The sequence below is a fragment of the Paenarthrobacter histidinolovorans genome, from assembly GCF_014647595.1.
Taxonomy (GTDB): domain Bacteria; phylum Actinomycetota; class Actinomycetes; order Actinomycetales; family Micrococcaceae; genus Arthrobacter; species Arthrobacter histidinolovorans.
In genome coordinates this window covers 40,319-62,731 of record NZ_BMPM01000011.1, presented here as the reverse complement: position 1 = coordinate 62,731, position 22,413 = coordinate 40,319, and the positions used below count along the sequence as shown (strand labels likewise).

Below are 22,413 nucleotides of genomic sequence, written 5' to 3'. Positions count from 1 at the left end.
GATCCTCTCAAGAAGAGCCCCCAGCAGCTTGTTTCTATTCCAGCCGCCTCCACGAGAGTGGTTTATCTGCTGTGGCCAGCGCCACAAATAAGTTTTCGACATCTTTCTTGTAGTGATCGCTAAACGTATGCAAGTATCTCATTCATGAGCGAAACACACAAAGAACACATCGCCGTTGTCACCGGAGCCAGCCGAGGTATCGGCGCGGCAATCTCATCCCGCCTTGCCGCAGCAGGCCTGACTGTCGCCGTCCACTACGGAAAGGACAAGGACGCGGCCGCCGCAGTGGTGGCCTCAATCGAAGCTGCGGGTGGCAAGGCCTTCCCTTTCCAAGCAGACCTTGGAGCCGATACCGCGGCACAGGATTTCTGGGCGGCCTACGACAAAGCCGCGGCCGAAGCCGGCGTCTTGAACCAGCCGATCCACGTTCTCGTGAACAATGCCGGGGTCACCCTGCGAGGAGCGATTGAGGACTTCAGCCGGGAAGACTTCCTAACCCAGCAGGCCATCAACGTCAATGCGCCGTACTTCATCGTGAAAGAAGGGCTGACCCGGATCGCTGACGGGGGCCGCATCATCAACATCTCCTCCGGCGTGACCCGCATAGCATTCCCGGAAATCATTGGTTACGCCCTCACCAAGGGCGCCATCGAAGCCTTCACCTTGACCCTCGCCAAGCACTTGGGACCCCGGGAAATCACCGTGAACTCGGTAGCCCCTGGAGTGGTGGACACGGATATCAATGCTGGTTGGCTCCGCGGCAACGACGAAGCCCAGGCCGGGGTCGCCGCCAGCAGCGCTCTGGGCCGCGTGGGCCAGCCCGACGACATCGCAAGCATTGTGGCATTCCTTGCCTCAGACGAAGCGCGCTGGATCACAGGGCAGAAAATCGATGCCACCGGCGGCACCAACATCTAACCGGCTTATCAGCAGTACCGGACCGTTACCGCGTCCAAATGCGTCACATCCGCACAGGCCAAACCCAGGTCTGACTCGCATCACATTCAGGGGGAATCATGAACCGTGCCCGAATTCGCGGCATTGACCACTTCGGTCTCACTATCAGATCGCTTCACCAAGCGACCCACGACCTGAGGAACGCCCTTGGCGCTGAGGTCTGCTACATCGAAGGCCCGATCACTGAACGGGAGCCCGGATGGATGGCAGCGAAACTAGGAGCCCGGGGAAACTGCTCGTTGTCGGTGGCGGCAATGAATGTTCGGGGGACCAATCTCGAACTTTTCGAGTACGACGGCGCCGAACGCCGCTCCTGGGACACTCCCCCAGGGGCGGCCGGGAGTTTCTTCCTCATCTTCCAGACCCCGAACCCTGACCGCGTGATCGCCAGGCTGTACAACGAGAACGCGACCGTCCGCCCCATCGAGCATCCGATCAACGGATATGACGTAGCACTGCCTTCCGGGATCCACTTGGCAATCCAACACAGACCAGCGCAGCGTCTCCTCGGGGCAGTTGCACTGAGCCGGTACGACTTCGCCACGGCCCAACGCGAACTGACATCCACGCTCGGCTTCAGCAAACACGAGGCCATCACAGCATTCGGGGCCACTGGCTACCTCTTCGCCAGCGACCACGGGCTCCCCGTGGCAGTGCTCCATGGACAGTCGCCGTCACCTCGGCCTGCCAACAGCGACCTGGGTGGTCATCACGTAGCATTCCACGCCGATGACGTGGACAAGGCCGTAACTTCCTTCCGAAAAACCGGCGGCTACGTCCCCTTGGGTGAACCTGAGACCATCACTGACGGACCGATCGCGGGAGACAGGTGGGTTTACCTCAACTCCCCGTTCGGGCTTCAGCTGGAGATCATCAACATGCCCGACGGCACCCTTCCCTACGAAAAAGACGCCGTCGCGCTCCGCACCCCCATCGCGATCGGAGCGTTCTCTTGAACCACACCGCCTCCCGACGGTCAATGCTCAGCGCAAGCGGAGCACTATTGGGCGCCATCGCCCTGAGCGGTGCGCCCGCCCGCGCCGAAGCGGCCGGGGCCCAAACGCGAACCGGCAGTTATCAAGTCATCACCTCGGATTCCGAACAATTCGAGGATCTTCAACAAGGCACTAATTTGCGGTGGAAAGGACAGGCCCAACGCATTGCTTTCCCACGCACATCAGCTGAGGTAGCCGAAGAACTCCGCACCGTCCTACGGCTGGGACTGCGACCGTCTGCCCGCAGCGGAGGGCACTGCTACGAAGGTTTCGTCTCCAACCCGGCAGTGAAATCCATTATCGACCTCTCCGCCATGGACCAAGTCCGCTGGGACCCGGAGATGAATGCCTTCGAAATAGGCGCCGGCGCACAGCTCGGGCTGGTCTACCAGCTGCTCTACAAACAGTGGGGTGTCTACGTGCCCGCCGGTAACTGCCCCACCGTTGCTGCCGGTGGGCACATCGCCGGCGGCGGCTACGGTTCAATGAACCGACGCGACGGCCTGGTCGTCGACCACCTCCTCGCCGTCGAAGCCGTCCACGTCCGCCAGGACGGTTCTGTGACTGTCAGCCGCGGCACCCGGAACCCACAGGACAGACACCACGATTTGTGGTGGGCCTACACCGGGGGCGGGGGAGGGAATTTCGGCATCGCGACCCGCTACTGGCTCCGCAGCCCCTCAGCGGCGGATACCAAACCGGAGAAGTCACTGCCTTCGCCGCCGCGCCATGTATGGCTCAGCACCGTTTCCTGGTCCTGGGAAGGCATCGATGAAGCATCATTTACCCGGTTGCTGAACAACCACGGCCAATGGCACGAAAACCACGCTGCCCCGGGAACCCCGGAAGCGAACCTTTTTGCCCAACTCAAAACATGGCACCGCTCCAACGGCTTCATCACCATGGACACCATCGTCGATGCAGCAACCCCTGACGCCGAAGGCGTCCTGAACCGCTACCTGGCAGCGATCTCGGCGGGAATCCCTCCGGCGAAGGTAACCCAGCGACGACTCGTGCCGTGGATGCAGGCCACGCAATGGTCCGGTTTTACCGGGCCCGACTCGACCCGCCGATTCAAAGGCAAGTCAGCCTACCTTCGTCGAACCTACACGCCCGAAGCGATCGCCGCTGCCTACCGCGGCCTGAACGATCCAACGATCACCAACCCCGGAGCGTTGCTGATGATCGCCTCCTACGGGGGTGCCGTGAACACCGTCGCCCCGGACGCGACAGCTGTCCCCCAACGGGACTCCATCATCAAATTCCAAGTCGTATCCATCTGGGATAACCCCGAAGATGACCAAGCCAACGTCACCTGGACCCGTAACACCTACAGGGGCATGTTCGCCTCCACCGGCGGAGTCCCTCCGCTGAACTCCACGGCAGATGGCGCTTTCGTCAACTACGCAGACACGGACCTGGACGACAGCACCTGGAACACCTCCGGGCTGACGTCGTTCGACCTCTACTACAAGGGCAACCTGCCCCGTCTCAAACGCGCACGCGCCACCTACGACCCGAAGGGAGTGTTCTCCCATGCCCAAAGCATCCCTCTTGCCTGAACCGACCGGAACACTTTCGATAACTGCACGCCGCCTGGACGCCCTGACAGGGCTCCGCTTCTACGCCGCGCTGCTTGTTTTCGCCTTCCACATCAGCCTGAACCGCTTCTACATCGGCGACTCAGACGTAGTTGAACCGCTGCAGTTCATCCTCAAGAACGGCGGATGGTTGGGCGTGACGTTCTTCTTTATCCTCTCCGGGTTCGTCCTGATGTGGTCAGCCCGCGCCGGGGACACCCCCGGACGGTTCATCTGGCGCCGGGTAGCCAAGATCGTCCCCAACCATGCAGTGACCTTCTTCATCGCCCTGGCCATCGGCGGGCTCGGCGCCTCCACGATAGGTGAAGCGACCGCCAACCTCCTGCTGATCCACGCCTGGGTACCGGCGGACACCGCCTTCTTCAGCATCAACCACCCCAGCTGGTCACTCTCGGCCGAACTCTTCTTCTACCTCGCGTTCCCTTTCGTGCTGCCGCTGGTGAACCGCATCCCACGACACCGGCTGCTCCTCATCGGCACCACACTGATAACGCTGATCATGCTGGCACCGCTGGCCGCCGGGTTGCTCCCCACAGGGGAGGTATTCGGACCCAACCACGCCCAGTCACCACTGTTCGGCGCTTCCATCCCGCAAATCTGGGCCGTATACGCACTGCCACCGGTCCGGCTCCTCGAATTCGCCTTGGGCATGCTCGCGGCCCGGGCAGTCCGTGAGAGAACCCTGCCCACCATCCCGCTCCGCCCGGCCCTCCTGCTCGCGGCTCTCGGATACGCGGGGTCCCTCTTCCTTCCCATTACCTGGCAAATGGACGCCGCCTACGTCATCCCAGTGCTGATCCTTGTGATCGCCGCAGCACAAGACATTTCCCCGCCGGGGATCTTCGCCTCCCCCGCAGCAGTCCGCCTGGGAGAACTATCCTTCGCGTTCTACATGGTCCACGACATCATCCTGACCCTGACCCGCACCATCGTCGGGCCGGCTGCGCTGCAGCCCTTCCCGGCGGTCATCACTATTCTGGCCGCCTTCGTGCTCAGCCTCGCCTGCGCCTACCTGCTGTGGCGGCTGGTCGAAGTCCCAGCCAACAACGCACTGCGTTCCCGCAACCCCTTCCCCGCACGACCCACCATCTCCCGAGAGGCCTGAAATGACTACCATCAACCGCGCATGGACCGTCTCCGCCCAGCAGGACGTGCAATACAGCGTCGAGACCACCTTTGACATCCTTGACCCCGCCAACCCGACTTTGGTCGATGGAGAACACGGCTCCCGACGACTCATCGTCACCGACACCACCGTCAACGATCTCTACGGCGAGAAGATCCGCGCATACGCCGCGGCCAACCTCTCCGAATACAAGATCCTGGTCTTGCCCCATGGCGAAACAAAGAAACGATGGAGCGCAGTGGAAACTGTCCTCGAAGCCATCGAAACCTTCAAACTGGACCGCCGGCGTGAACCCGTAATCGCCATCGGCGGCGGAGTCCTGACCGACATCGTAGGTTTCGCCTGCAGCATCTACCGCCGCAACACCCCCTTCGTCAGGGTCCCCACCACCCTGATCGGAATCGTCGATGCAAGCGTAGGCGTCAAGACCGGAGTGAACTTCCAGACCGGCAAAAACAAAATCGGCACCTACTTCGCCGCGTCCCGCAACCTCCTCGACACCTCCTTCCTCAGCTCCCTGGATCAGCGTCACGTCTCCAACGGACTCGCGGAAATCCTCAAAATCGCCCTGGTCAAGGACAATGAACTGTTCGCCCTGCTCGAAGAACACGGCGCCGCTTCATTGGCTGGCCGGTTCCAACAACACACCGAGGCCCAACAACAGATCATCGACAAAGCCATCACCGGGATGCTCGAAGAGTTGGAACCCAACCTATGGGAACAGACCCTGGAACGTTTGGTCGACTACGGCCACACTTTCTCTCCCACCGTGGAAATGACCGCGTTGCCTGAACTGCTCCACGGCGAAGCCGTGTGCCTGGACATGGCCCTCACCACCGCCATCAGCGTCCACCGGGGCCTGGTAACCACAGAGGAAGCCAGCCGGATATTCAATGCCATGCGCACGCTGGGCTTGCCTGTCACCCACCCCTCCATGAGCGCCGACATCCTGGTTGCAGCACTCATTGACACGACCCGGCACCGCAATGGACTCCAGCGGCTGCCGCTACCCACCGGAATCGGCGCGGCGACTTTCGTCAACGACCTCACACCCGGGGACATCGAAGCTGCCCTGAACATCCTCACGGGCGCCATGAATCGCGACCTGGAGAGGTCAGCGGCATGAACGTCCCCACCAAAGTCCCACCGCGGCCCCGAACTCCCCACGGCCACGCCACCGTCCTTGGCGTCCACGGCGCTGCGGGCACCACCGGGTGGAAGGCCTTCTATACGCGTCGGGAACTCGAATCCGCGACAGAAGCCGTGGAATGGGCGACCCTCCCCCCGGGTGGCGTCAGTGGTGAACACCGCCACACCAGGACTGAGGAAATTTACCTGATCCTGGATGGAACCGGTGAGTTCTTCCTCAACGGAACACCACACCAAGTTGGCCCGGGAACCCTCGCCCTGACATCTCCAGGGAACACCCACGGCCTTCGTAACACCGGAGCGACGACCTTGAACTGGTGGGTTATTGAAACCCTCACACCACATACGCAGAACTGCCTCGAAGGCAGCCCACTCCCAGAAAGATCACCCATGCCGGCCAGCATCCACGACCTCCGCTCCACCAGCCGCATTGACACGAACGGGACTTTCGACGGGCCTCTTGCCGCTGTGGAACGTCACACCCTCGCTCAGGGGCAGAGCCTGAAAGTCGGAAGACCAGGTACAGAAATTGCCGGATTCCTGAACAGCGGCAACGCCACACTTTCATTCGCTGAAACGACCGCCGCTATCGATGCGCCCATTTCGTTCCTGGTCCCGGACGGTTCGCCCGCCGTGCTGAGGGCTGACTCCGATGTGGAACTGTTTACCGTCGAGCTCCGGACGCCGGCCTCATGATCATCAACACACCGGACCCGGCAGATTACTGGACCTGTCTGATCCGTCGCGGAATGCTGCACAGCGAAACAGAATCAATCGAGCATTGGACCTTGGCGCCCGAACAAGGGCTGACCTTGGGCATTCAAGGCGTGCATGAAGCCGTCATCATCCTCGCCGGTCAGGCTGAAATCGAAGGCCGAAAGCTGGAAACAGGGTTCGTTGTGCTGGCACCTGCCCAAGATAGGGCAACGCTGCGGGCTGTGACGGAGACAATCCTGCTAGGAATCAGGACCTACCCTGAGACGGTAACGAACAACCTCCCGCCCCGGGTACCCGAGCTGCCCGAAAGTGAACGTGCCATCTGAAACGCGAGGGGCAGGGCGGCTCACGGCATGGACCCTGCCCCTCGCACTCTTCTTCGCCGTCACAGTCGAGATGGCTCCCAGCGGCTCGCTGGAACACATCGCAAAGGCTTTCGGTTCGGACATCGGAACTGCTGCAGCCGGTTCCAGCCTCTACGCGCTCAGCACCGCGGTGATGGCGCTTCCGCTTTCCGCTCTCGCCCAACGGTTTGATCTCCGTCCAGCAGCTATCCTCACGGCCGGCGTTTTCACAGCCCTTGGCCTCGCCACCAGCGCGGCCCCGGATGTTTCGACCTATTTGATCCTGCGAACAATCCAAGGAGCCGCTCACGGCGCGTTCTTCCCACTGGTTCTGTCCCTGGCAGCCGCGGCCTCGCCCAACAGCACAGGCAAAGCAACCTCGAGGGTACTTCTGGGGAATGGCTGCGCCCTTGCCCTAGGTGTACCGGCGGCCGAGGCGTTGAGTTCCTTCGACTGGCGTATTCCCGTTGCCCTGGCATCCTGCGGCGTCTTCGCAGCTATGATTTACGCACCGCAACCGCAGGCAGGGACTGCGCCCGCCACGAACTCATCCAAAGCAGGTTCAAACGGAAGTTTCGTGCCCATCGCCCTCATCCTTGCGGTGGCACTGGCTGGACACTTCTCCTACTACACGTTCCTCGCTCCCCTGGCCGCTCGGGAAGGAACCCAACCGTCCCTGGTCCTGGCTGCTTACGGAGGAGCTGTCATCATCGCGACAGCACTCTCCGGGCGTCTGGCGGGGAAAAGACGCCTGCATCGAGCTCTTCTCGTCATCGTTGCCGAGGCTGCCATCCTCGCCTGTGCCGCCGCTTTCGCGGGACCCGTCGTGGTGTTCGCGACTGCAGTTATGGCAGGAGCCTGTTTCGGACTGCTACCGACTCTCATACAGTCAGAAATCCTCGACCGTTCCCTCGGAAACCAGACCATAGCTTCCGGGGCAGCGGTCGTCGCGTTCAACGCAGGAATCGCCGCCGGATCCGCCAGCGGAGCAACGCTGGTGGACACCTCGATCCAGGCTCCAGCCCTGGTCGGCGCCTGCCTGCTCGGCCTCTCCGCCATCATGCTGGGCTTCGCGCGAAGGAAAAAGAAAACGCCTGAGCCAGCAATTTCAAACAGCGCAGCAATTCACTGATACCTCAAGCGTTCCCTTTCCTTGGAAGGGGGACGAATACTTCCCGGTCAAGAGACTCTGTGGCGGCTATTCGGGTGTCTCGACTCATTGAGCAGACAAGGCGTCCCTCCGGAATCGCGGTAGCGTCCATGACGAAGAAACCAAGGCAACTGCGGGGTTGCGCGCCACGCTCTTCCCAGGTCTTACGTACCTCGGTACCTGCCTCCTGATTGAAACAGAGGCAGCGCCCGGCCAGGTGACAGCAAACGCCGCTCCTGGCTGTCAGAGCGACGTCTGCTGTTACCTGGTTGGGCTATTTGTAGCTCAGGCTCAGGAGCATGGACTTGAGCTGGGCATACTCGGTGCTGCCCATCCAGGCCTTGGCTGCTTCAGGGGTGGCGAAAGCTGGCTGCTTGTTGATGTCAAACATCACGTAGGCGCTCATGATGCCGTTGGGAACACGGACCTGGTTGGTCCCGGAGGAACTGATTCCGGCCTTGAGCTCCGAGGTCTTTCGCACATCCATGATGTACGTCGGAGGACCTTCTACAGGTCCCGTTCGGGGTGAAGGCATGCCCTCATAGGGCGGTCCTTCATATGGAATGTACTGCGACTGATTCGAGGAGAAACCGAGCTCCACCTGCTCACCCGAGTTGTCCCGAACACCGGGAACCACTGCCCTGTCCAGGATGGTTCGGTCCACCAGACCCCCTGTACCGTCGCCATAGTTGCCGTTGAATATCACGGCAACCTCAGTACCGGCACTGTTCAGGACCTTGGCGATGGTGGACGCAGCTTTGTCCGCCTCGTACGCATATGGCCCAGGCTCCGTCTTCACGCTCCAGCCATTAGGAAGATCGAAGGAGAGGTGCCCGTCAGGGAAGGTGAACCTTTGGGGGTTCGCCACCGGCGGCTGCGTCGGAGCAGTTGTTGGTGCCACCGCCGGAACGGTAGGAACCGCAGGCGGGGTAGTAATCGGGGCTGCCGCAGTGGGCGTTGCCGACGGCGTAGCTGTGGGCGTAGCAGTTGGTGTTGGAGTGGGAGAAACGCTGGGCGTTGGCGTCGCTGCACTGGAGGTAGCAGTGACGGCCGGCGCTGGCGCGGTGTCTACCGAACCAAAGTTGGCTGCCACGAGCACGCCTGCGGTTACGGCAGCAGCGCCGAGCAGCAATCCGCCAGCGATCTGGGCTTTGCGGTGCCTGCGCTGCTCCAGGGACGTCACTGCCGCGAGGGGGCGGTTGTCGCTGAACACAGTGCTGCCCGAGAGAATTTTGTGGAGTGCTTCCTCACCGTTGGGTTCCGCTACTGGATCAATAGTGAGCGGGTCAATCGCTGATATCTGGTTCTTGATCGGATCCATTGTCTTCAGACCCCCATCTTTTGTGTAGTCGTTTCGGCGCCGGCCGGGAGCTGTTTCCGGAACGCGGTCCGTGCCCGGTGGAGACGGACCTTGGCTGCCGATTCGCTGCACTGCAGCACTCCGGCAATGTCAGTGGTACCCAGGCCGTCCCAGTAGGCCAGCTGCAGAATTTCGCGGTCCTGCACCCGCAACCGGTCCATCGCATCCTGTACCGCGACGTTCCCGGAGTCATCGCCAAAGCGTTCCACCGCCGTCGTCCGCAGTTTTTCCTGCAGAGCCTGCTGGCGATCGCGGCTGCGGTAGGCATTACCCACCAGGTTGCGCGCAATGGCGAGCAAGTAGGCGAGCTCCGGCCGGGCGTCATCCGACCATTTTTGCCAGACGACCCGGAAAACGTCGGCGGCGATCTCTTCAGCCATCTCCGCCGATTCGACGCGTCGGCGCACGAACCTGAAAACGGATGGATAGCTGTCTTTATGAATGGCGATGAACGCCAATTCGCGCTCTGAAAGCACGATTGTCCCCCTGAAATGTAGAGCCCTGAACTGCAGGATACTTGTATAGTTTCCGGTCCGGGCCCGGGGGTTACACGTGGCGGTAAGTTTCTTCGCAGCGCCATCACGATAGATTCGAGACACCGACCCCCGAGCGAAAGCGTGGCACAGCAATGGTGCAGACAGGACCCGCGGCAGAATGGGCCCGCAAGCAGGTAGATCTCGGGCGCGTGCCCGTTGCGGTGCTGGGGATCGCCTCCAGCCAGGGCATCGAGGACGTTGTGGCGTTCGGGACCGACGGCGGCAGGCAGGCAACAGCGGAGGACCACTTTGCGCTGTTCTCGGTGACAAAGCCGATCACTGCCATGACAGTCATGCGGCAGGTGGAGCTCGGGAAATTGTCGCTTGGCAACGCGCTGAGTGACGCCCTGCCCGGTTTCGGCGCCGGCCGCACAGACACCGTCACGCTGGAACACCTTCTCAGCCACCGCTCGGGGATTGCCGATCCAGCGCTCGACGGCGGCGCTCCCCTCCGCGAAAACCTCACCTCCGCGACGCAGGCCTTCTATGCGGGTTCCCTGGTCCAGTACTGCAACATCGCTTTCGAAGGGGCTGCGGCGATGGCCGAGTGGGCCGACGGGCGCCCGTTCGAAGAGCAACTCCTGTCCCTGGCTGGGGATACCGGCGCCAGCGGCCTGACGTTCGACGCCGGCTGCAACCCGCACACCATCCACGGCACCGATGCGGCGGGATTGAACGTCGACGCCATGTACCTGAAGAGGCATCCGGGTGCCGGGTTGTTCGGCACTGCCACGGACTTGCTCAACCTGGGCTCGGAGCTCCTGCGGGATTCCGGAAAGGCTGTCCGGCCCGCAACGTTGGCTGCCATGCGTCGACCGCGGACCACAGAGGTTTCCCACATCACCACCCGGCCCAAGCCGCTGCGCCACACAGGCTTGGGCTTCCAGTTGCCCGCCAACGAATCCGAACTGTTCGCACGGGGAATCTACGGGCACCCGGGGTGGGCGGGAACAGAGTGGTGGATGCTCCCGGAGCAGGACCGCTGCGTGGTGTTCCTGACCAACGTGCTGGACACACCCGACCTCGGCGTGGACACTGCCGGGCTGTTCAATGCGGTGGCGGTTTCCTAGCTCCCGTTCCTGACCTTCCGGCCACGCCAGGCTGATACGGCCCACACAAGCACGAAGAGTCCCACCAGGATCAGCCCGGCGTCGCCAAGGTCGATCTCCCCGAGCCACGTTGTCAGCGGGTCCTTGAGCCCGAATGCGGCGTTGATGAAGCCGCCCAGCGTGATCACGGAGATGAACAGCGCCGAAGCGGCGGAGATGCCTGTGATCACGGCATTGAAGCCGAGCTTGCGCTGCGGGTTGTGGATGGCGGTCTTGTACATCTTCATCATGGCCACGCCGTTGGCGGAATCGCAGAGTGTCATGGCTGCTGTGAACGCGAGAGGGAGGGCCATCAAGGCGAGCGGAGAGACGCCGGCGAGTGACGCCGTCGTCGTGAGGACCAGCAGCCCGATGGTGGTGGCGGTGTCAAAACCCAAGCCGAACAGGAACCCGATCACGTAAATGTTCCGCGGCCGCTCCACTTTGGACAGTGGCTTGGCGAGCAGCCGGGCCACCAGGCCTTTTGCCTCCAGGTCTTCGGGACGCACGTCACCGCCTGCTTGGACCTTCCGGTACGCCTGAGTGGCACGAACGAAGGCCGAGCCGTTGAACAGCCCCATGGTCAGCAGGAACAAGCCGGAAACGCCGCTGCCGATGAGGCCCAGGACCTTGTTGCCCGTGGTGCCGTCTTCCATGAACTGCCCGATCAGCGTGGCGCCGGCTACCACCAGCACACCCGCCAGTATCACCACTGAGCTGTGCCCCAGGCTGAACGCGAAGCCCACACTGACGGGGTCCTTGTGCTGCGCCACGAATTTGCGGGTGGAGTTGTCGATGGCGGCGATGTGGTCCCAGTCGTAACTGTGCTTGATGCCGGCCACGTACGCGGTGACCACCAGCCCGAGTGCCAGCGGCTGCGCCCCACCGACGGAACCGAACAGTAGGAGCACGACGGCGGCAACATGCAACGCGGCCACGGCACCGAAGGTGAACAGCAGCCGGGTCCGCAGGGACAACCTCTCCCGTTCCCGGTACATCGTGGCGAATCCGGTCAACGCAGTCATCAGTACTTCCTCAGGTTCAAGGGCGCCTGTCCGTACCAACGGTCGCGCAGAACGCCCGTACAAGCACCCAGCAATGTGTTGAGCTCCTCGGTGCTGTTCGACAACGATCGCAGCACAAGCCCGGTGGTCCCGGCAATAGTCGTCGTCAAAGAAACTCCGGAATACGCGTCAAAATCCTTGACCAGCCCATACAGTTCGTCAGCGAGCCCCTGGTCCACCCGCGGATCCACCACCACCAACGACCCCAGGTGGCTGAAACCCTCCATGAACCCCATCCCTGTCACATCCCCCATGGGCGGCCGGATCAGGAGATTATCCAGGGCCAACAGGTCCTCATGGTCCCCGGTTTGGACGTGGATCTCATTCCGCAGCCGCACTTCTTCGTACTTGAAGGATGCGCCGTCCGGCGACCATCCCGGCGTGACCACTTCAGCAATGACAAGGCTCGACGTCGGGTGGAGGCTGATGCGCGAATTCTGCCGATAGCTCGCCTCCCGGTAGGCGATCAACTGGTCGGGCATCAGCTCCAACCGCGAGCCCTCGCCCAGCTTGATATTCATCCGCTGCTCGGCAAAGGATCCCGGAGTCCGGTAAACCTTGGTGGCCGACTGCGTCGTCAACAGCAGCTCGGCCCCCGCGTGAACCTCCACCTCAATGACGAACACATCCGCCCCAAGATACGCCCCGCCGGGATTGACCATGACGTAGCAAACCTGCCCGGACTCATCCAGGTAATGCGGCCTGAGCACCCGCAAAGCACCCTCATGAAACTGCCGCGAAGCAACAGACCTCCCCCCACGCACAGAAACCCCAAGCTCCAACCGCCCCCGCAAAGGGCGCTCCGGGAAAGCCACCCCAGCGTGGGGCCCCACGTTCCCAAAGGGGCTTGGTGCAGCCGTCAACGTGCGGTGCTCACCGCCGCTGGGTGACCCAACAGCTGCGGCGGCGGAGCCGGATTTTTGGGCCGCGGCGTGGCGGGCATCGCGGGGGGCCCACTGCCGCGAGGGACCCGACTCGAGCTTGCGAGAGTTGGGAGCGGCTGGGGACGGGCACGGCCCAAAATCCGGCGTAGCCGCCGCTGTACGCACGCTCATTGAGCCAAGTCGAGCATCAGGACATCGCGGCGGATCCAGTTCAGCACTTCCTCCAGACCTTCGTCCGTTTTGAGGTTCGTGAAGCAGAACGGTTTGTTGCCGCGGAATTCCTTGGAGTCCCTTTCCATGACGGAGAGGTCTGCTCCGACGTGGGGTGCCAGGTCCGTTTTGTTGATGATGAAGAGGTCGGATTTGATCATGCCTTGGCCGGCTTTGCGGGGGATCTTTTCGCCTTGGGCGACGTCGATGATGTAGATGGAGAAGTCGACGAGTTCGGGGCTGAAGGTCGCGGAGAGGTTGTCGCCGCCGGACTCAACGAAGATGACCTGGAGCTCGGGGTGCCTGGCCTTGAGATCTTCGATGGCTGCGGTGTTCATGGAGGTGTCTTCGCGGATGGCGGTGTGGGGGCAGCCGCCGGTTTCGACGCCGATGATCCGGTCCTCGGGGAGGATGCCGTTGGCGGCGAGGATTTTGGCGTCTTCGATGGTGTAGATGTCGTTGGTGATGGCGGCCATGGAGATGTCGCGGCTCATGTGCCGGGTGATGCGTTCCACGAGCTGTGTCTTGCCTGCTCCGACGGGTCCGCCGATTCCGATTTTGATGGGTTCAGTCATGTGTCCTCCTGAGTTAGCTCATGAACATGCGGGCGCGTTGCCGTTCGTGCCGCATTTGTGAAATTTCCAGCCCGGGACTGACCGCCCCGAAGTCTTCCCAGCACAGCTGTGCTACATCCAGGACGGCGGCAGCAACGGCGTCGTGTGCTTGGCGAAGTACCCGCTGACCGGCGTTCTGCCCGAGCGGTATGGCGCGCACGGCGTTCTGCGTCAGCGAAGTAACCGTGGCAAACAGATAGGCCGAAAGCGCCTCCTCAAAAGGAACCCCCAAAGACCGCGCAATCACCCCGAACGCCAAGGGCTGATGCCCCTGGGCACGCCCCTCCCGGACCAGCTCCCGATAAGCATCCAACTCGGCCGACGGAAACACCTCCCCGCCAATCTCGAGCAGCCGCCCACCCATCTTCAAAGAAGCCTCCCGAACCTCCCGGGCCAACAACTGCGAAGACAACACCCCATCCAACAAGCCCACATCCACCCCCTCATAAAGAAAGCGAATAGCCACCCCATCGGAATAAGTCAGCTGCTGCCCCACAAAAGCGGAAAGCCAAACCCCAAAAGACCCCTCATCAACAGCAAGCCCACGCTCGATATAGCTCTCAAACCCCAAAGAATGAGCAAACGCCCCCGTAGGCAAAGCCGAGTCGGTCAACTGTTGAAGAGCCAGCTGATATGTCGCACTCAAGTCCCACCACCGACGGTGCGGACTGTGCGCTGGAGCGGAGCTGGGAAGGGGGCCGCGGCGTGGCGGGCATCGCGAAGCGGGCACGGCCCCCTTCCCAGCGAAGCGCAAGCGCGCGCACCCAACCTGACGCGACGCATGACTTTAGTGCGAATGTTCAGCATGGCGGAACGGCACCGGCATGACCCGCTCTTGCCTGTCGTAGGGGGCGCCGACGCTCTTCAGATAGTCCTCGACCGTATGGTCGTACTGGCACACCATGACCTCGGCCCCATACTCGGACGCAGAGTCGAAGAATTGTGCCTGCAAATGCCGGTTGCCGAGCGAGTGCGCCACGACACCCATTTCGTGGATGCTCCTGGGCGCTATCACCAGGACGTCTGTTGGCAGCACGGAGATGACGATGACGTTGTGGTCGTCCAGTGCCAGGATGTCGCCGTCGCGGAGGTCCCCGGTGCCGGCGGGCAGGCGGATGCCGAGTTCTTTGCCGTGGTCGGTGGTGACGCGTTGGATCCGTTTGACCAGGAGGCTGCTGGGGAGGAGTACTTTTTCGGTGTGCCGGCCCGCATAGGTGCCCGCGGGCTGTTCGTGGACGTTGCCCAGGATTTGTTCGATGATCATCGGGCTCCTAGAAGAGGAAGTAGCGCTGCGCCATGGGCAGGACGTCGGAGGGCTGGGAGGTGACTTCTTCGCCGTCGACCGTCACTTTGTAGGTTTCGGGGTCGACGGCGATGTCGGGGGTTTCGCCGTTGTATTTCAGGTCCGCTTTGGTGAGGTTGCGGATGCCGGAGACGGGCTTGATGATGCGTTCGAGGCCGAGTTCGGCGGGCACTCCGGCGTCGATGGCTGCTTGGGACAGGAAGGTGATGGATGTCTTTTGAAGTGCTTTGCCGTAGGTGGCGAACATGGGTCGCATGGTGCGGGGTTGTGGTGTGGGGATGGAGGCGTTGGAGTCGCCCATGAGCGCATAGGCGATCTGGCCGCCTTTGATGACCAGTTCGGGTTTCACGCCGAAGAAGGCGGGGTCCCAAAGGACGAGGTCCGCGAATTTGCCTTCTTCCACGGAGCCGATGACGTCTGCCATGCCTTGGGCGATGGCGGCGTTGATGGTGTATTTGGCGACGTAGCGTTTGAGCCGGAAGTTGTCGGATTCGGCGGATCCGTGGGTGGTTCCGGAGGGATCCTGGAGGACTCCGCGTTGCCGTTTCATGGCGTCGGCTACCTGCCAGGTACGGGTCACTACTTCACCTACCCGGCCCATGGCTTGGGAGTCCGATGATGTGATGGCGAAGATGCCGAGGTCGTGGAGGACGTCTTCGGCGGCGATGGTTTCTGCGCGGATGCGGGAGTCTGCGAAGGCCACGTCTTCGGGGATGTCCGGGTTGAGGTGGTGGCAGACCATGAGCATGTCCAGGTGCTCTTCGATGGTGTTCCTGGTGTAAGGCAGGGTGGGGTTGGTGGATGCCGGGAGGACGTTGGGAAGCCCGGCGATTTTGATGATGTCCGGGGCGTGCCCGCCGCCCGCACCTTCGGTGTGGAAGGTGTGGATGACCCGGCCGTCGATCGCCCGGATGGTGTCTTCGACGAAGCCGCACTCGTTGAGGGTGTCGGTGTGGATGGCCACCTGGATGTCGTATTCGTCGGCGACGCGCAGGGACATATCGATGGAGGACGTGGTGGAGCCCCAGTCCTCGTGGACCTTCAGTCCGACGGCACCGGCGCGGATCTGCTCTGCGAGGGGCTCGACGGCGGAGGCGTGGCCTTTGCCGAACAGTCCTATGTTTACAGGGAGTCCTTCGGCCGCCTGCAGCATGCGCGAGATGTGCCAGGCGCCGGGTGTGATGGTGGTGGCCTTGGTTCCTTCAGCGGGGCCGGTGCCGCCACCAACCATCGTGGTGATGCCGTTGCAAAGGGCGGTCGGTACTTGCTCCGGTGAGATGAAGTGGATGTGGGTGTCGATGCCACCGGCTGTGAGGATTTTCCGTTCGCCTGCGATGATCTCAGTGCTGGCGCCGATCACGATGTCCACGCCGTCGGTGATCTGCGGGTTTCCGGCCTTGCCGATCTTGAATATATGCCCGTCTTTGAGCGCGACGTCTGCTTTGTAGATACCGGTGTAGTCCAGGATCACCACGTTGGTAATAACGGTGTCCGGAATGTCTTCGACGCGCGTCAACTGGCCGTTCTGGCCCATGCCGTCGCGGATTACTTTTCCGCCGCCGAACACCACTTCTTCGCCGTGGACCGTGTAGTCCTTCTCGATCTCAAGGAACAATTCGGTATCTGCCAGGCGGATGGCATCCCCGGTGGTGGGTCCGTACAGTTCGGAGTATTGCTTGCGGGATATCTCGAAGCTCACTGGTGGTCCCTTTCCGCTGCGACGCCCGGGCGGGGTTCACCGGCAACGCCAGTACCGCCGTCGAGCTTTCCGTTGACTGCGTTGCTGAGGCCGAACACTTCACGGGACCCGGCGAGTTCAATCAGCTGGACGGTTTTTCTGTCCCCCGGTTCGAAGCGCGCAGCTGTGCCCGCCGGGATGTCCAGGCGGCGACCGTAGGCGGCGTCGCGGTCGAATTCCAAGGCGTGGTTCGCTTCGGCGAAGTGGTAGTGCGAACCGATCTGCACGGGCCGGTCGCCGCGGTTCACCACCTCGACGGCGACCGCCTCACGGCCGCTGTTGCAGGCGATGGAACCTGCCTGGAGCCTGTATTCACCGGGGATCATGGGGGCTCCTAACGGATGGGGTTGTGGACGGTGACGAGCTTGGTGCCGTCAGGAAAGGTGGCCTCGATCTGGACGTCGTGGATCATCTCCGGAACACCTTCCATTACGTCGTCCCGGCTGAGCAGGGTAGTTCCGTAGCTCATGAGCTCGGCCACGGTTCTGCCGTCGCGGGCGCCCTCTATGAGCTCATAGCTGATGATTGCCACGGCTTCGGGGTAGTTCAGCTTGAGCCCGCGGTCCTGGCGTCGCCGTGCGAGGTCGGCGGCCACCACGATCATGAGTTTTTCCTGCTCACGGGGCAAAAGGTGCACGGCATCTCCTTGTGGCTGGGCACAGCTGGGACTGATGTGACCAGCGTAAGGAGCGGAAGTTTCAAGCACGTTTCCAATCCGTCTCAGCCGGGGGTCGGATCGGACCGAATTGACCTCAACTAATGTTGAGGTTCTAGCATCGATTACTGTGCGCCCAGCGGCGTCGTTCCGAGCAAGTACCACCAAAGGTTTAGCGATGACCCATCACAATCCCCTGCCGTCCCCGGCTGTCGGCGAGCTCTTCAGGGCCGCGTTCCGTGCGCACCCGGCGGGAGTCGCCATCGTCACCGCCTCCGGACCGGAGGGAGCGGTGGGGCTCACGGCATCCTCGGTGGCGTCCGTCGCGGTGGATCCGCCAACGCTGGCCTTCTCAGTCACCGGGGGCCGGTCAGCCTCGGTTATCGCGGCCGCGGAGTCGATCGTGGTGCACCTGGTAGGTGCCGGGCAGTTGGAACTGGCACGCACGTTCGCAGACCCCTCAGCCCCGCGCTTCATGGAAGACATGGACTGGGAGCTGCTGCCTACCGGCGAGCCCCTCCTCCGGGAAGCCCAGTGGGCTCTGCGCTGCGACATCGTCCACAGGGCACCCCTTGGCGGTTCCGTGCTGTTGGCAGCGACAGTCCTGGACATCCGGGCAAGCCCCGGCGCCTCAGCCCCGCTGGTTTACCACAACCGTGAGTTCCACACGCTGCTCGAGGGCGCGTCGGCCGTAGCCTAGTTGTTGCGCCCGCGCGCCGCCACGGTCCACCTGTCAACCACGGACCCTTCGCGCACCACAGTGACCTCGTCCACGAGGTTCATGGCGAGGCAGACGTGGTTGGGGATCACCCTGAGCCTCGTCCCCAGTGCCGGAAGTTCCGACGAGTCCGGCCAAACGATTGTGGCGTGGTGCTCGGACAGTGCCGTTACCTTGGCTTCCGGGTATTCGGGGAGCCGCCCGTATCCGGTAGCCCAGTCCGGACGGTCACTACCCAGGATCTTGCTGCCCGCATCCACCACAACCCTGCGCACGTTTCCGCCGGCTGCCTCGTGGCGGCTGACAACAGTGGCTGCCACGGTCAGGGAGATGTCATCCCAAGTGCACCGTTCGAGTTCCAGTTGCTGGGCGTCGCCGAATACGTAGACGCCGGGGCGCAGCTCCGTGGCCACAGTTTCACCGTCAATCAGCGCAGTAGGCGTGGAACCCCCGCTGATGGTGGTCACCTCGAAACCGGCGGATGTCAGGGCCGTCGCGGCCAGGCCGAGTGCCTCGTTCTCATTGCCCGCCGCGCCAGTCGGCATGCCGGGCTTATAGCTGTGTCCGGGGAACGTGAAGACGCCCTGAACACTCAGCCCAGCGGCCGCTGCCGCCTTGGCAACCTCTACTACTTCGTCCGGAAGCACGCCGCTGCGATGATGTCCGCTGTCCACTTCGATCAGCACCTCAACGCTCGCCGCATCCGCTCCGAGGTGGTGCCCCATCGCCGTCGCGCTGTCCGCTGAATCCACACCGACAGCAAGGCGGCACGTGGCCGTCAAAGCCCGAAGCCGGTCCGCGTGGGAAGCTTCGACCCAGAGCGGGTAGGCAATGAAGATGTCTTTCACTCCATCTGCCGCGAAGACTTCGGCCTCGCCAATCGTTGCCACCGTGATTCCGACGGCACCCGCCGCAAGCTGCTTACGCGCGATTTCCAACGTCTTGTGCGTCTTCACATGCGGGCGGAGGTTGAGTCCTCTACTGAGCATGGCGGCAGCCATCCGTTCGATGTTGCGGCCAAGGATGTCGGCGTCGATCATGACGGCAGGGGTGACGACTTCAGCGGGGATCACGTTCATTCCACAAACACTATCGGCCCGGATACGTACCTTTCAGGTCGCGGACTTCCTGACACGCAGCTCGAACGCCGCCTGCAGCTGCCGCACCTCTGGAGCGGCCATGTTGCCCTCAATCCGCTCGATCAAAAGTTCGACGGCGCGCTCCGCAATTTCCGCACGCCCTGGCGCCACCGTAGTCAGCGACGGCGACGCGAACCGGGCCTCCTCAATGTCGTCGAAACCCGCGACCGCGATCTCCTCCGGAACCCGCTTGCCCCGGACCAGGAGTTCGTGAAGGGCGCCCAGGGCCAAGGCATCGTTGAGTCCGAACACTGCGTCGAAATCCGCACCCGAGTCCAACAGCCTGGCAACTGCACCGGCTCCCCCGTCCCGCCGCCACTCGCACCGCACCACCAAGGCGGGGTCGTACTCCACCCCGGCGTCAGCGAGCGCAGCCTTGTAGCCGCTGAGGCGCAGGCCGGCACTGCCGGTTGTTTCGCCGTCGTCCGCGCCCAGGACAGCTATACGACGGCGCCCGCCCGCCAGCAGGTGCGTGGTGACGGCGGCGGCGGCTTCGTGGTTCTGGATGAGGACCATGTCCAGGCGCGGGTCCTGCACGAATTCGCCCAGGAGGACCAGGGGTTTCTTTCCGGCCGCGTCGATGATCTGCTGGGCGCCGAGGGTGAGCGGAATGAACAGCAGGCCGTCGGTGAGGCTCCGGAACTGGCCCTGAAGAGCTGCTTTTTCATGCTCTGCCTCATTGCCGGACTGCTCCACCAGGACCCTGTAGCCGCGGCTCCAGGCTGCCTTCATGATGTCCGAGGCCAGCTCTGCGTAGTACGGGATTGAGAGGTCTGCCAGGACCAGGCCGAGCATCTTGGTCTTTCCGGATCGGAGGCTGCGGGCCGTGAGATTGGTTTCATAGCCAAGCTCGTCGATCGCATCAAGGACGCGCTGCTTGGTGGCAGGACGGATGAACTCATAGTTGTTGATGACATTGGAAACTGTCTTCAACGAGACCCCGGCAGCTTTCGCGACGTCGTTCATGGTGACGGCCATGCAGGCACTCCTTCGTTGCTGGTGAAATACATCGTTGCAGACAAAGTAGCCGTCACACATCGCTCATACCCCTGCAACGCGCCCGCAACATAGATGCGGAAGGCTGGAACCAACACATCGCGGAGCCGGCTGAGGAGGCAACAATGAGCATCGCAAACAGGGACCTGTTCCAGGCCCTGAAGACACAAGCCACGCTGGCAGAGGCGTTCGGCGCCATGCCGGGCAGTCAGGAAGAGCCGCATGCCCTGAGCCAGGGGGACTACATCGAAGCGTGGCACAACGGTCGGTTGTACCACCATGGCACCGTGGTCAAAACCGTGGCAGGCACAGACCTCTTCTGGCTCAACGACCACACCGGGACCCGGCGGCTGCTGGACATGGAATCCTTGGAGATCGTGACCGTTGACCGGCCGGCTCCGGAACCTGCATCGCAGTCACCAAAGCCGGCCCCCACGGCCACCGTCACCCCCATCTCCGCGTACCCGATGTTCCACGACGGCACGCAGCAGATCGCCTAGCTCCCCCGGCAACCTGGCTGCCCTGTTGCCCTAAGACTCCAGGGACAACCTGATCATGGTCCAGCTCACCGCTGGAAGGCCGGCGGTGAGACGGCCGCCGTCGAGCTTTGCACTGACGTTCTCGGACGGCAGGACCGACGTCGAATCGTCTGCTGTCGCCTGCCAGTACGGGTCCTTGTTCGTGTACGTGATGGCCTCGATTACTTTGTGCGCATTAAGGCTCCCGACGGCGGCGTCCAGGGTCAGCGCGTCAGTCGCCGAGCGGTTCACGGCGAAGACGACGGCCTCCTTGGCATCGGCGTCGTGGGTTGCCACCGCCGACAGGGCGCTGAAGCCGGGCGTCTTATCGCTGTCCAGCTGCGGCGACTCGACAGCGAGGTTCAGCACATGGCCAGAGGCATGCTGCGCCGTGAGTGCGAACGGGTGGAACGTTGTCTGCTTCCAGGCACGGCCACCAGGCTCGGTCATGATGGGTGCGATCACGTTGACCAACTGCGCAAGGCTGGCTGAATGGACACGGTCGGTGTTGCGCAGCAGCGTTATCAGGAGGTCGCCCACCACCACGGCGTCCGCCACCGTGTAGCGGTCCTCCAGCAGTACCGGCGCCACGGGCCAGTCATCGCCGGTGGGAGTCTTGGATTCGTCCCGGGACATGTGCCAGACATTCCACTCATCAAAGGAGATGTTGACCTGCTTTCCGGACTTGGTGGCCGACTTCACGTGGTCGATGTGGGAGACGATGTCCTTGATGAACGCTTCCATCCTGTGTCCGGCGGACAGGTGTTCCTGCAGGTCACCGAAATCCTCGAAGTACTGGTGGGCTGAGATCAGGTCCACGAGTTCGTAGGTCTCGTTGAGGACCACGCGCTCCCATTCGCCGAATGTGGGGAGGTCCGGGCCGGAACTTCCACACGCCACCAGCTCCAGGTCCGGGTTCACCATGCGCATGGCCCTGGCGGTTTCAGCCGCAACCCGGGCGTACTCGGCGGCCGTTTTGTGGCCGATCTGCCAGAAACCGTCCATCTCGTTGCCGAGGCACCACATGGTGATGTTGTGGGGCTCGACGGCGCCATTGGCCTTGCGCTGTTCGGACAGGGCCGTACCGCCCTTGATGTTTGAATACTCCAGCAGGTCCAGCGCTTCCTGTGTGCCTCTGGTCCCCAGGTTCACGGCCATCATGGGCTCAACCCCGGCCTTCTCCGACCACTTGGCGAATTCGTCCACGCCCACCAGGTTGGGGTCGCTGGAGTGCCAGGCGAGGTCCAGGCGTGTTGGGCGGTTTTCCTTGGGACCCACCCCGTCCTCCCAGCGGTAGCCGGAGACGAAGTTGCCGCCGGGGTAGCGGATTGTGGAGACCCCGAGCTCCTTGGTGAGTTCCAGGACGTCGGTGCGGAAGCCGTCCTCATCGGCGTTGGGGTGCTCCGGCTCGAAGATGCCCGTGTAGACGCAGCGTCCCAGGTGCTCCACGAAAGCTCCGAAGGTTTTTCTCCGTACCGGTCCGATGACGAATGCGGGGTCGATGGTGATTTTGGCGGTGTTGTTCTGGTCTCCCAAAGCGTGGGTCCTTGT

The 22,413-nt window shown here is 62.6% G+C and carries 24 protein-coding genes; 11 read left to right on the top strand and 13 right to left on the bottom strand.

Translation table 11 applies throughout. The features are described 5' to 3' along the window. Positions 1–144: 144 nt before the first annotated feature. The 8 genes from IEY62_RS19925 to IEY62_RS19890 all read left to right on the top strand — a co-directional run bounded on the left by IEY62_RS19925 (position 145) and on the right by IEY62_RS19890 (position 8,021). Complete coding sequence (locus IEY62_RS19925) at positions 145–918, top strand: SDR family oxidoreductase (protein WP_189021145.1); 774 nt, start codon at positions 145–147, stop codon at positions 916–918. Between the two features lie 98 nt (positions 919–1,016). Beyond that, the gene (locus tag IEY62_RS19920) at positions 1,017–1,913 is read left to right on the top strand and encodes a VOC family protein (protein ID WP_189021144.1); all 897 of its coding nucleotides are present in this window, start codon (positions 1,017–1,019) and stop codon (positions 1,911–1,913) included. A 23-nt stretch (positions 1,914–1,936) separates the two neighbouring features. Further along, positions 1,937–3,514, top strand: a complete 1,578-nt coding sequence (locus IEY62_RS19915) for an FAD-dependent oxidoreductase (protein ID WP_189021143.1) — start codon at positions 1,937–1,939, stop codon at positions 3,512–3,514. Continuing rightward, positions 3,489–4,658 (top strand): acyltransferase family protein, encoded by a 1,170-nt coding sequence (locus IEY62_RS19910; protein ID WP_189021142.1) that lies wholly within the window; start codon positions 3,489–3,491, stop codon positions 4,656–4,658. Before IEY62_RS19915 ends, IEY62_RS19910 begins: the two co-directional genes overlap by 26 nt. Before the next feature lies 1 nt (position 4,659). Further along, positions 4,660–5,805 carry a sedoheptulose 7-phosphate cyclase gene (locus IEY62_RS19905; protein WP_189021141.1) on the top strand — a complete coding sequence of 382 codons (1,146 nt, stop codon included), beginning with the start codon at positions 4,660–4,662 and terminating at the stop codon, positions 5,803–5,805. Next, a complete protein-coding gene (locus IEY62_RS19900) occupies positions 5,802–6,524 on the top strand; it encodes a cupin domain-containing protein (protein ID WP_189021140.1) in 723 nt (240 codons plus the stop codon). Before IEY62_RS19905 ends, IEY62_RS19900 begins: the two co-directional genes overlap by 4 nt. Further along, on the top strand, positions 6,521–6,871 hold the full coding sequence (locus tag IEY62_RS19895; protein WP_189021139.1) for a hypothetical protein: 351 nt from the start codon (positions 6,521–6,523) through the stop codon (positions 6,869–6,871). The genes IEY62_RS19900 and IEY62_RS19895 overlap by 4 nt, the downstream gene beginning before the upstream one ends. Further along, positions 6,861–8,021 carry an MFS transporter gene (locus tag IEY62_RS19890; RefSeq protein WP_189021138.1) on the top strand — a complete coding sequence of 387 codons (1,161 nt, stop codon included), beginning with the start codon at positions 6,861–6,863 and terminating at the stop codon, positions 8,019–8,021. Before IEY62_RS19895 ends, IEY62_RS19890 begins: the two co-directional genes overlap by 11 nt. 292 nt (positions 8,022–8,313) lie before the next feature. Here the strand turns inward: IEY62_RS19890 and IEY62_RS19885 are convergent, their stop codons facing one another. Together IEY62_RS19885 and IEY62_RS19880 are read right to left on the bottom strand one after the other, a co-directional pair. Then, complete coding sequence (locus IEY62_RS19885; RefSeq protein ID WP_189021137.1) at positions 8,314–9,360, bottom strand: hypothetical protein; 1,047 nt, start codon at positions 9,358–9,360, stop codon at positions 8,314–8,316. A 5-nt stretch (positions 9,361–9,365) separates the two neighbouring features. Continuing rightward, a complete protein-coding gene (locus IEY62_RS19880; protein WP_189021136.1) occupies positions 9,366–9,875 on the bottom strand; it encodes an RNA polymerase sigma factor in 510 nt (169 codons plus the stop codon). 152 nt (positions 9,876–10,027) lie between these two features. Here IEY62_RS19880 and IEY62_RS19875 point away from each other — a divergent pair, with 152 nt between their 5' ends. After that, the gene (locus IEY62_RS19875) at positions 10,028–11,005 is read left to right on the top strand and encodes a serine hydrolase domain-containing protein (RefSeq protein WP_189021135.1); all 978 of its coding nucleotides are present in this window, start codon (positions 10,028–10,030) and stop codon (positions 11,003–11,005) included. On the opposite strand, the gene IEY62_RS19870 is transcribed toward IEY62_RS19875, so the two are convergent. The 8 genes from IEY62_RS19870 to IEY62_RS19835 all read right to left on the bottom strand — a co-directional run bounded on the left by IEY62_RS19870 (position 11,002) and on the right by IEY62_RS19835 (position 17,473). Then, positions 11,002–12,048 (bottom strand): HoxN/HupN/NixA family nickel/cobalt transporter, encoded by a 1,047-nt coding sequence (locus IEY62_RS19870; protein WP_189021134.1) that lies wholly within the window; start codon positions 12,046–12,048, stop codon positions 11,002–11,004. The genes IEY62_RS19875 and IEY62_RS19870 overlap by 4 nt on opposite strands. Further along, positions 12,048–12,920, bottom strand: coding sequence for an urease accessory protein UreD (locus IEY62_RS19865; protein ID WP_407671506.1), 873 nt, complete (start codon positions 12,918–12,920; stop codon positions 12,048–12,050). The genes IEY62_RS19870 and IEY62_RS19865 overlap by 1 nt, the downstream gene beginning before the upstream one ends. Before the next feature lie 218 nt (positions 12,921–13,138). After that, positions 13,139–13,756, bottom strand: coding sequence for an urease accessory protein UreG (gene ureG / locus IEY62_RS19860; protein ID WP_189021132.1), 618 nt, complete (start codon positions 13,754–13,756; stop codon positions 13,139–13,141). A gap of 13 nt (positions 13,757–13,769) precedes the next feature. Then, complete coding sequence (locus IEY62_RS19855) at positions 13,770–14,441, bottom strand: urease accessory protein UreF (protein WP_189021130.1); 672 nt, start codon at positions 14,439–14,441, stop codon at positions 13,770–13,772. Between the two features lie 141 nt (positions 14,442–14,582). After that, entirely contained in the window at positions 14,583–15,059 is a 477-nt protein-coding gene (gene ureE, locus IEY62_RS19850; protein WP_189021128.1) for an urease accessory protein UreE, read from the bottom strand. A 7-nt stretch (positions 15,060–15,066) separates the two neighbouring features. After that, a complete protein-coding gene (ureC, locus tag IEY62_RS19845; RefSeq protein ID WP_189021126.1) occupies positions 15,067–16,797 on the bottom strand; it encodes an urease subunit alpha in 1,731 nt (576 codons plus the stop codon). Then, entirely contained in the window at positions 16,794–17,162 is a 369-nt protein-coding gene (locus IEY62_RS19840) for an urease subunit beta (protein WP_189021123.1), read from the bottom strand. The genes ureC and IEY62_RS19840 overlap by 4 nt, the downstream gene beginning before the upstream one ends. A gap of 8 nt (positions 17,163–17,170) precedes the next feature. Then, on the bottom strand, positions 17,171–17,473 hold the full coding sequence (locus IEY62_RS19835) for an urease subunit gamma (RefSeq protein ID WP_189021121.1): 303 nt from the start codon (positions 17,471–17,473) through the stop codon (positions 17,171–17,173). Positions 17,474–17,669: 196 nt separating this feature from the next. Here IEY62_RS19835 and IEY62_RS19830 point away from each other — a divergent pair, with 196 nt between their 5' ends. Beyond that, entirely contained in the window at positions 17,670–18,191 is a 522-nt protein-coding gene (locus IEY62_RS19830) for a flavin reductase family protein (protein ID WP_189021119.1), read from the top strand. Here IEY62_RS19830 and IEY62_RS19825 read toward each other — a convergent pair. Next, entirely contained in the window at positions 18,188–19,288 is a 1,101-nt protein-coding gene (locus tag IEY62_RS19825) for a D-TA family PLP-dependent enzyme (RefSeq protein ID WP_189021117.1), read from the bottom strand. The two genes, IEY62_RS19830 and IEY62_RS19825, sit on opposite strands and share 4 nt — an antisense overlap. A gap of 33 nt (positions 19,289–19,321) precedes the next feature. After that, a complete protein-coding gene (locus IEY62_RS19820; RefSeq protein ID WP_189021115.1) occupies positions 19,322–20,326 on the bottom strand; it encodes a LacI family DNA-binding transcriptional regulator in 1,005 nt (334 codons plus the stop codon). A 143-nt stretch (positions 20,327–20,469) separates the two neighbouring features. Here IEY62_RS19820 and IEY62_RS19815 point away from each other — a divergent pair, with 143 nt between their 5' ends. Next, positions 20,470–20,844, top strand: a complete 375-nt coding sequence (locus tag IEY62_RS19815; protein WP_189021113.1) for a hypothetical protein — start codon at positions 20,470–20,472, stop codon at positions 20,842–20,844. Positions 20,845–20,874: 30 nt separating this feature from the next. Here the strand turns inward: IEY62_RS19815 and arfA are convergent, their stop codons facing one another. After that, a complete protein-coding gene (arfA, locus tag IEY62_RS19810; protein ID WP_189021111.1) occupies positions 20,875–22,398 on the bottom strand; it encodes an arabinosylfuranosidase ArfA in 1,524 nt (507 codons plus the stop codon). Between the last annotated feature and the right edge of the window lie 15 nt (positions 22,399–22,413).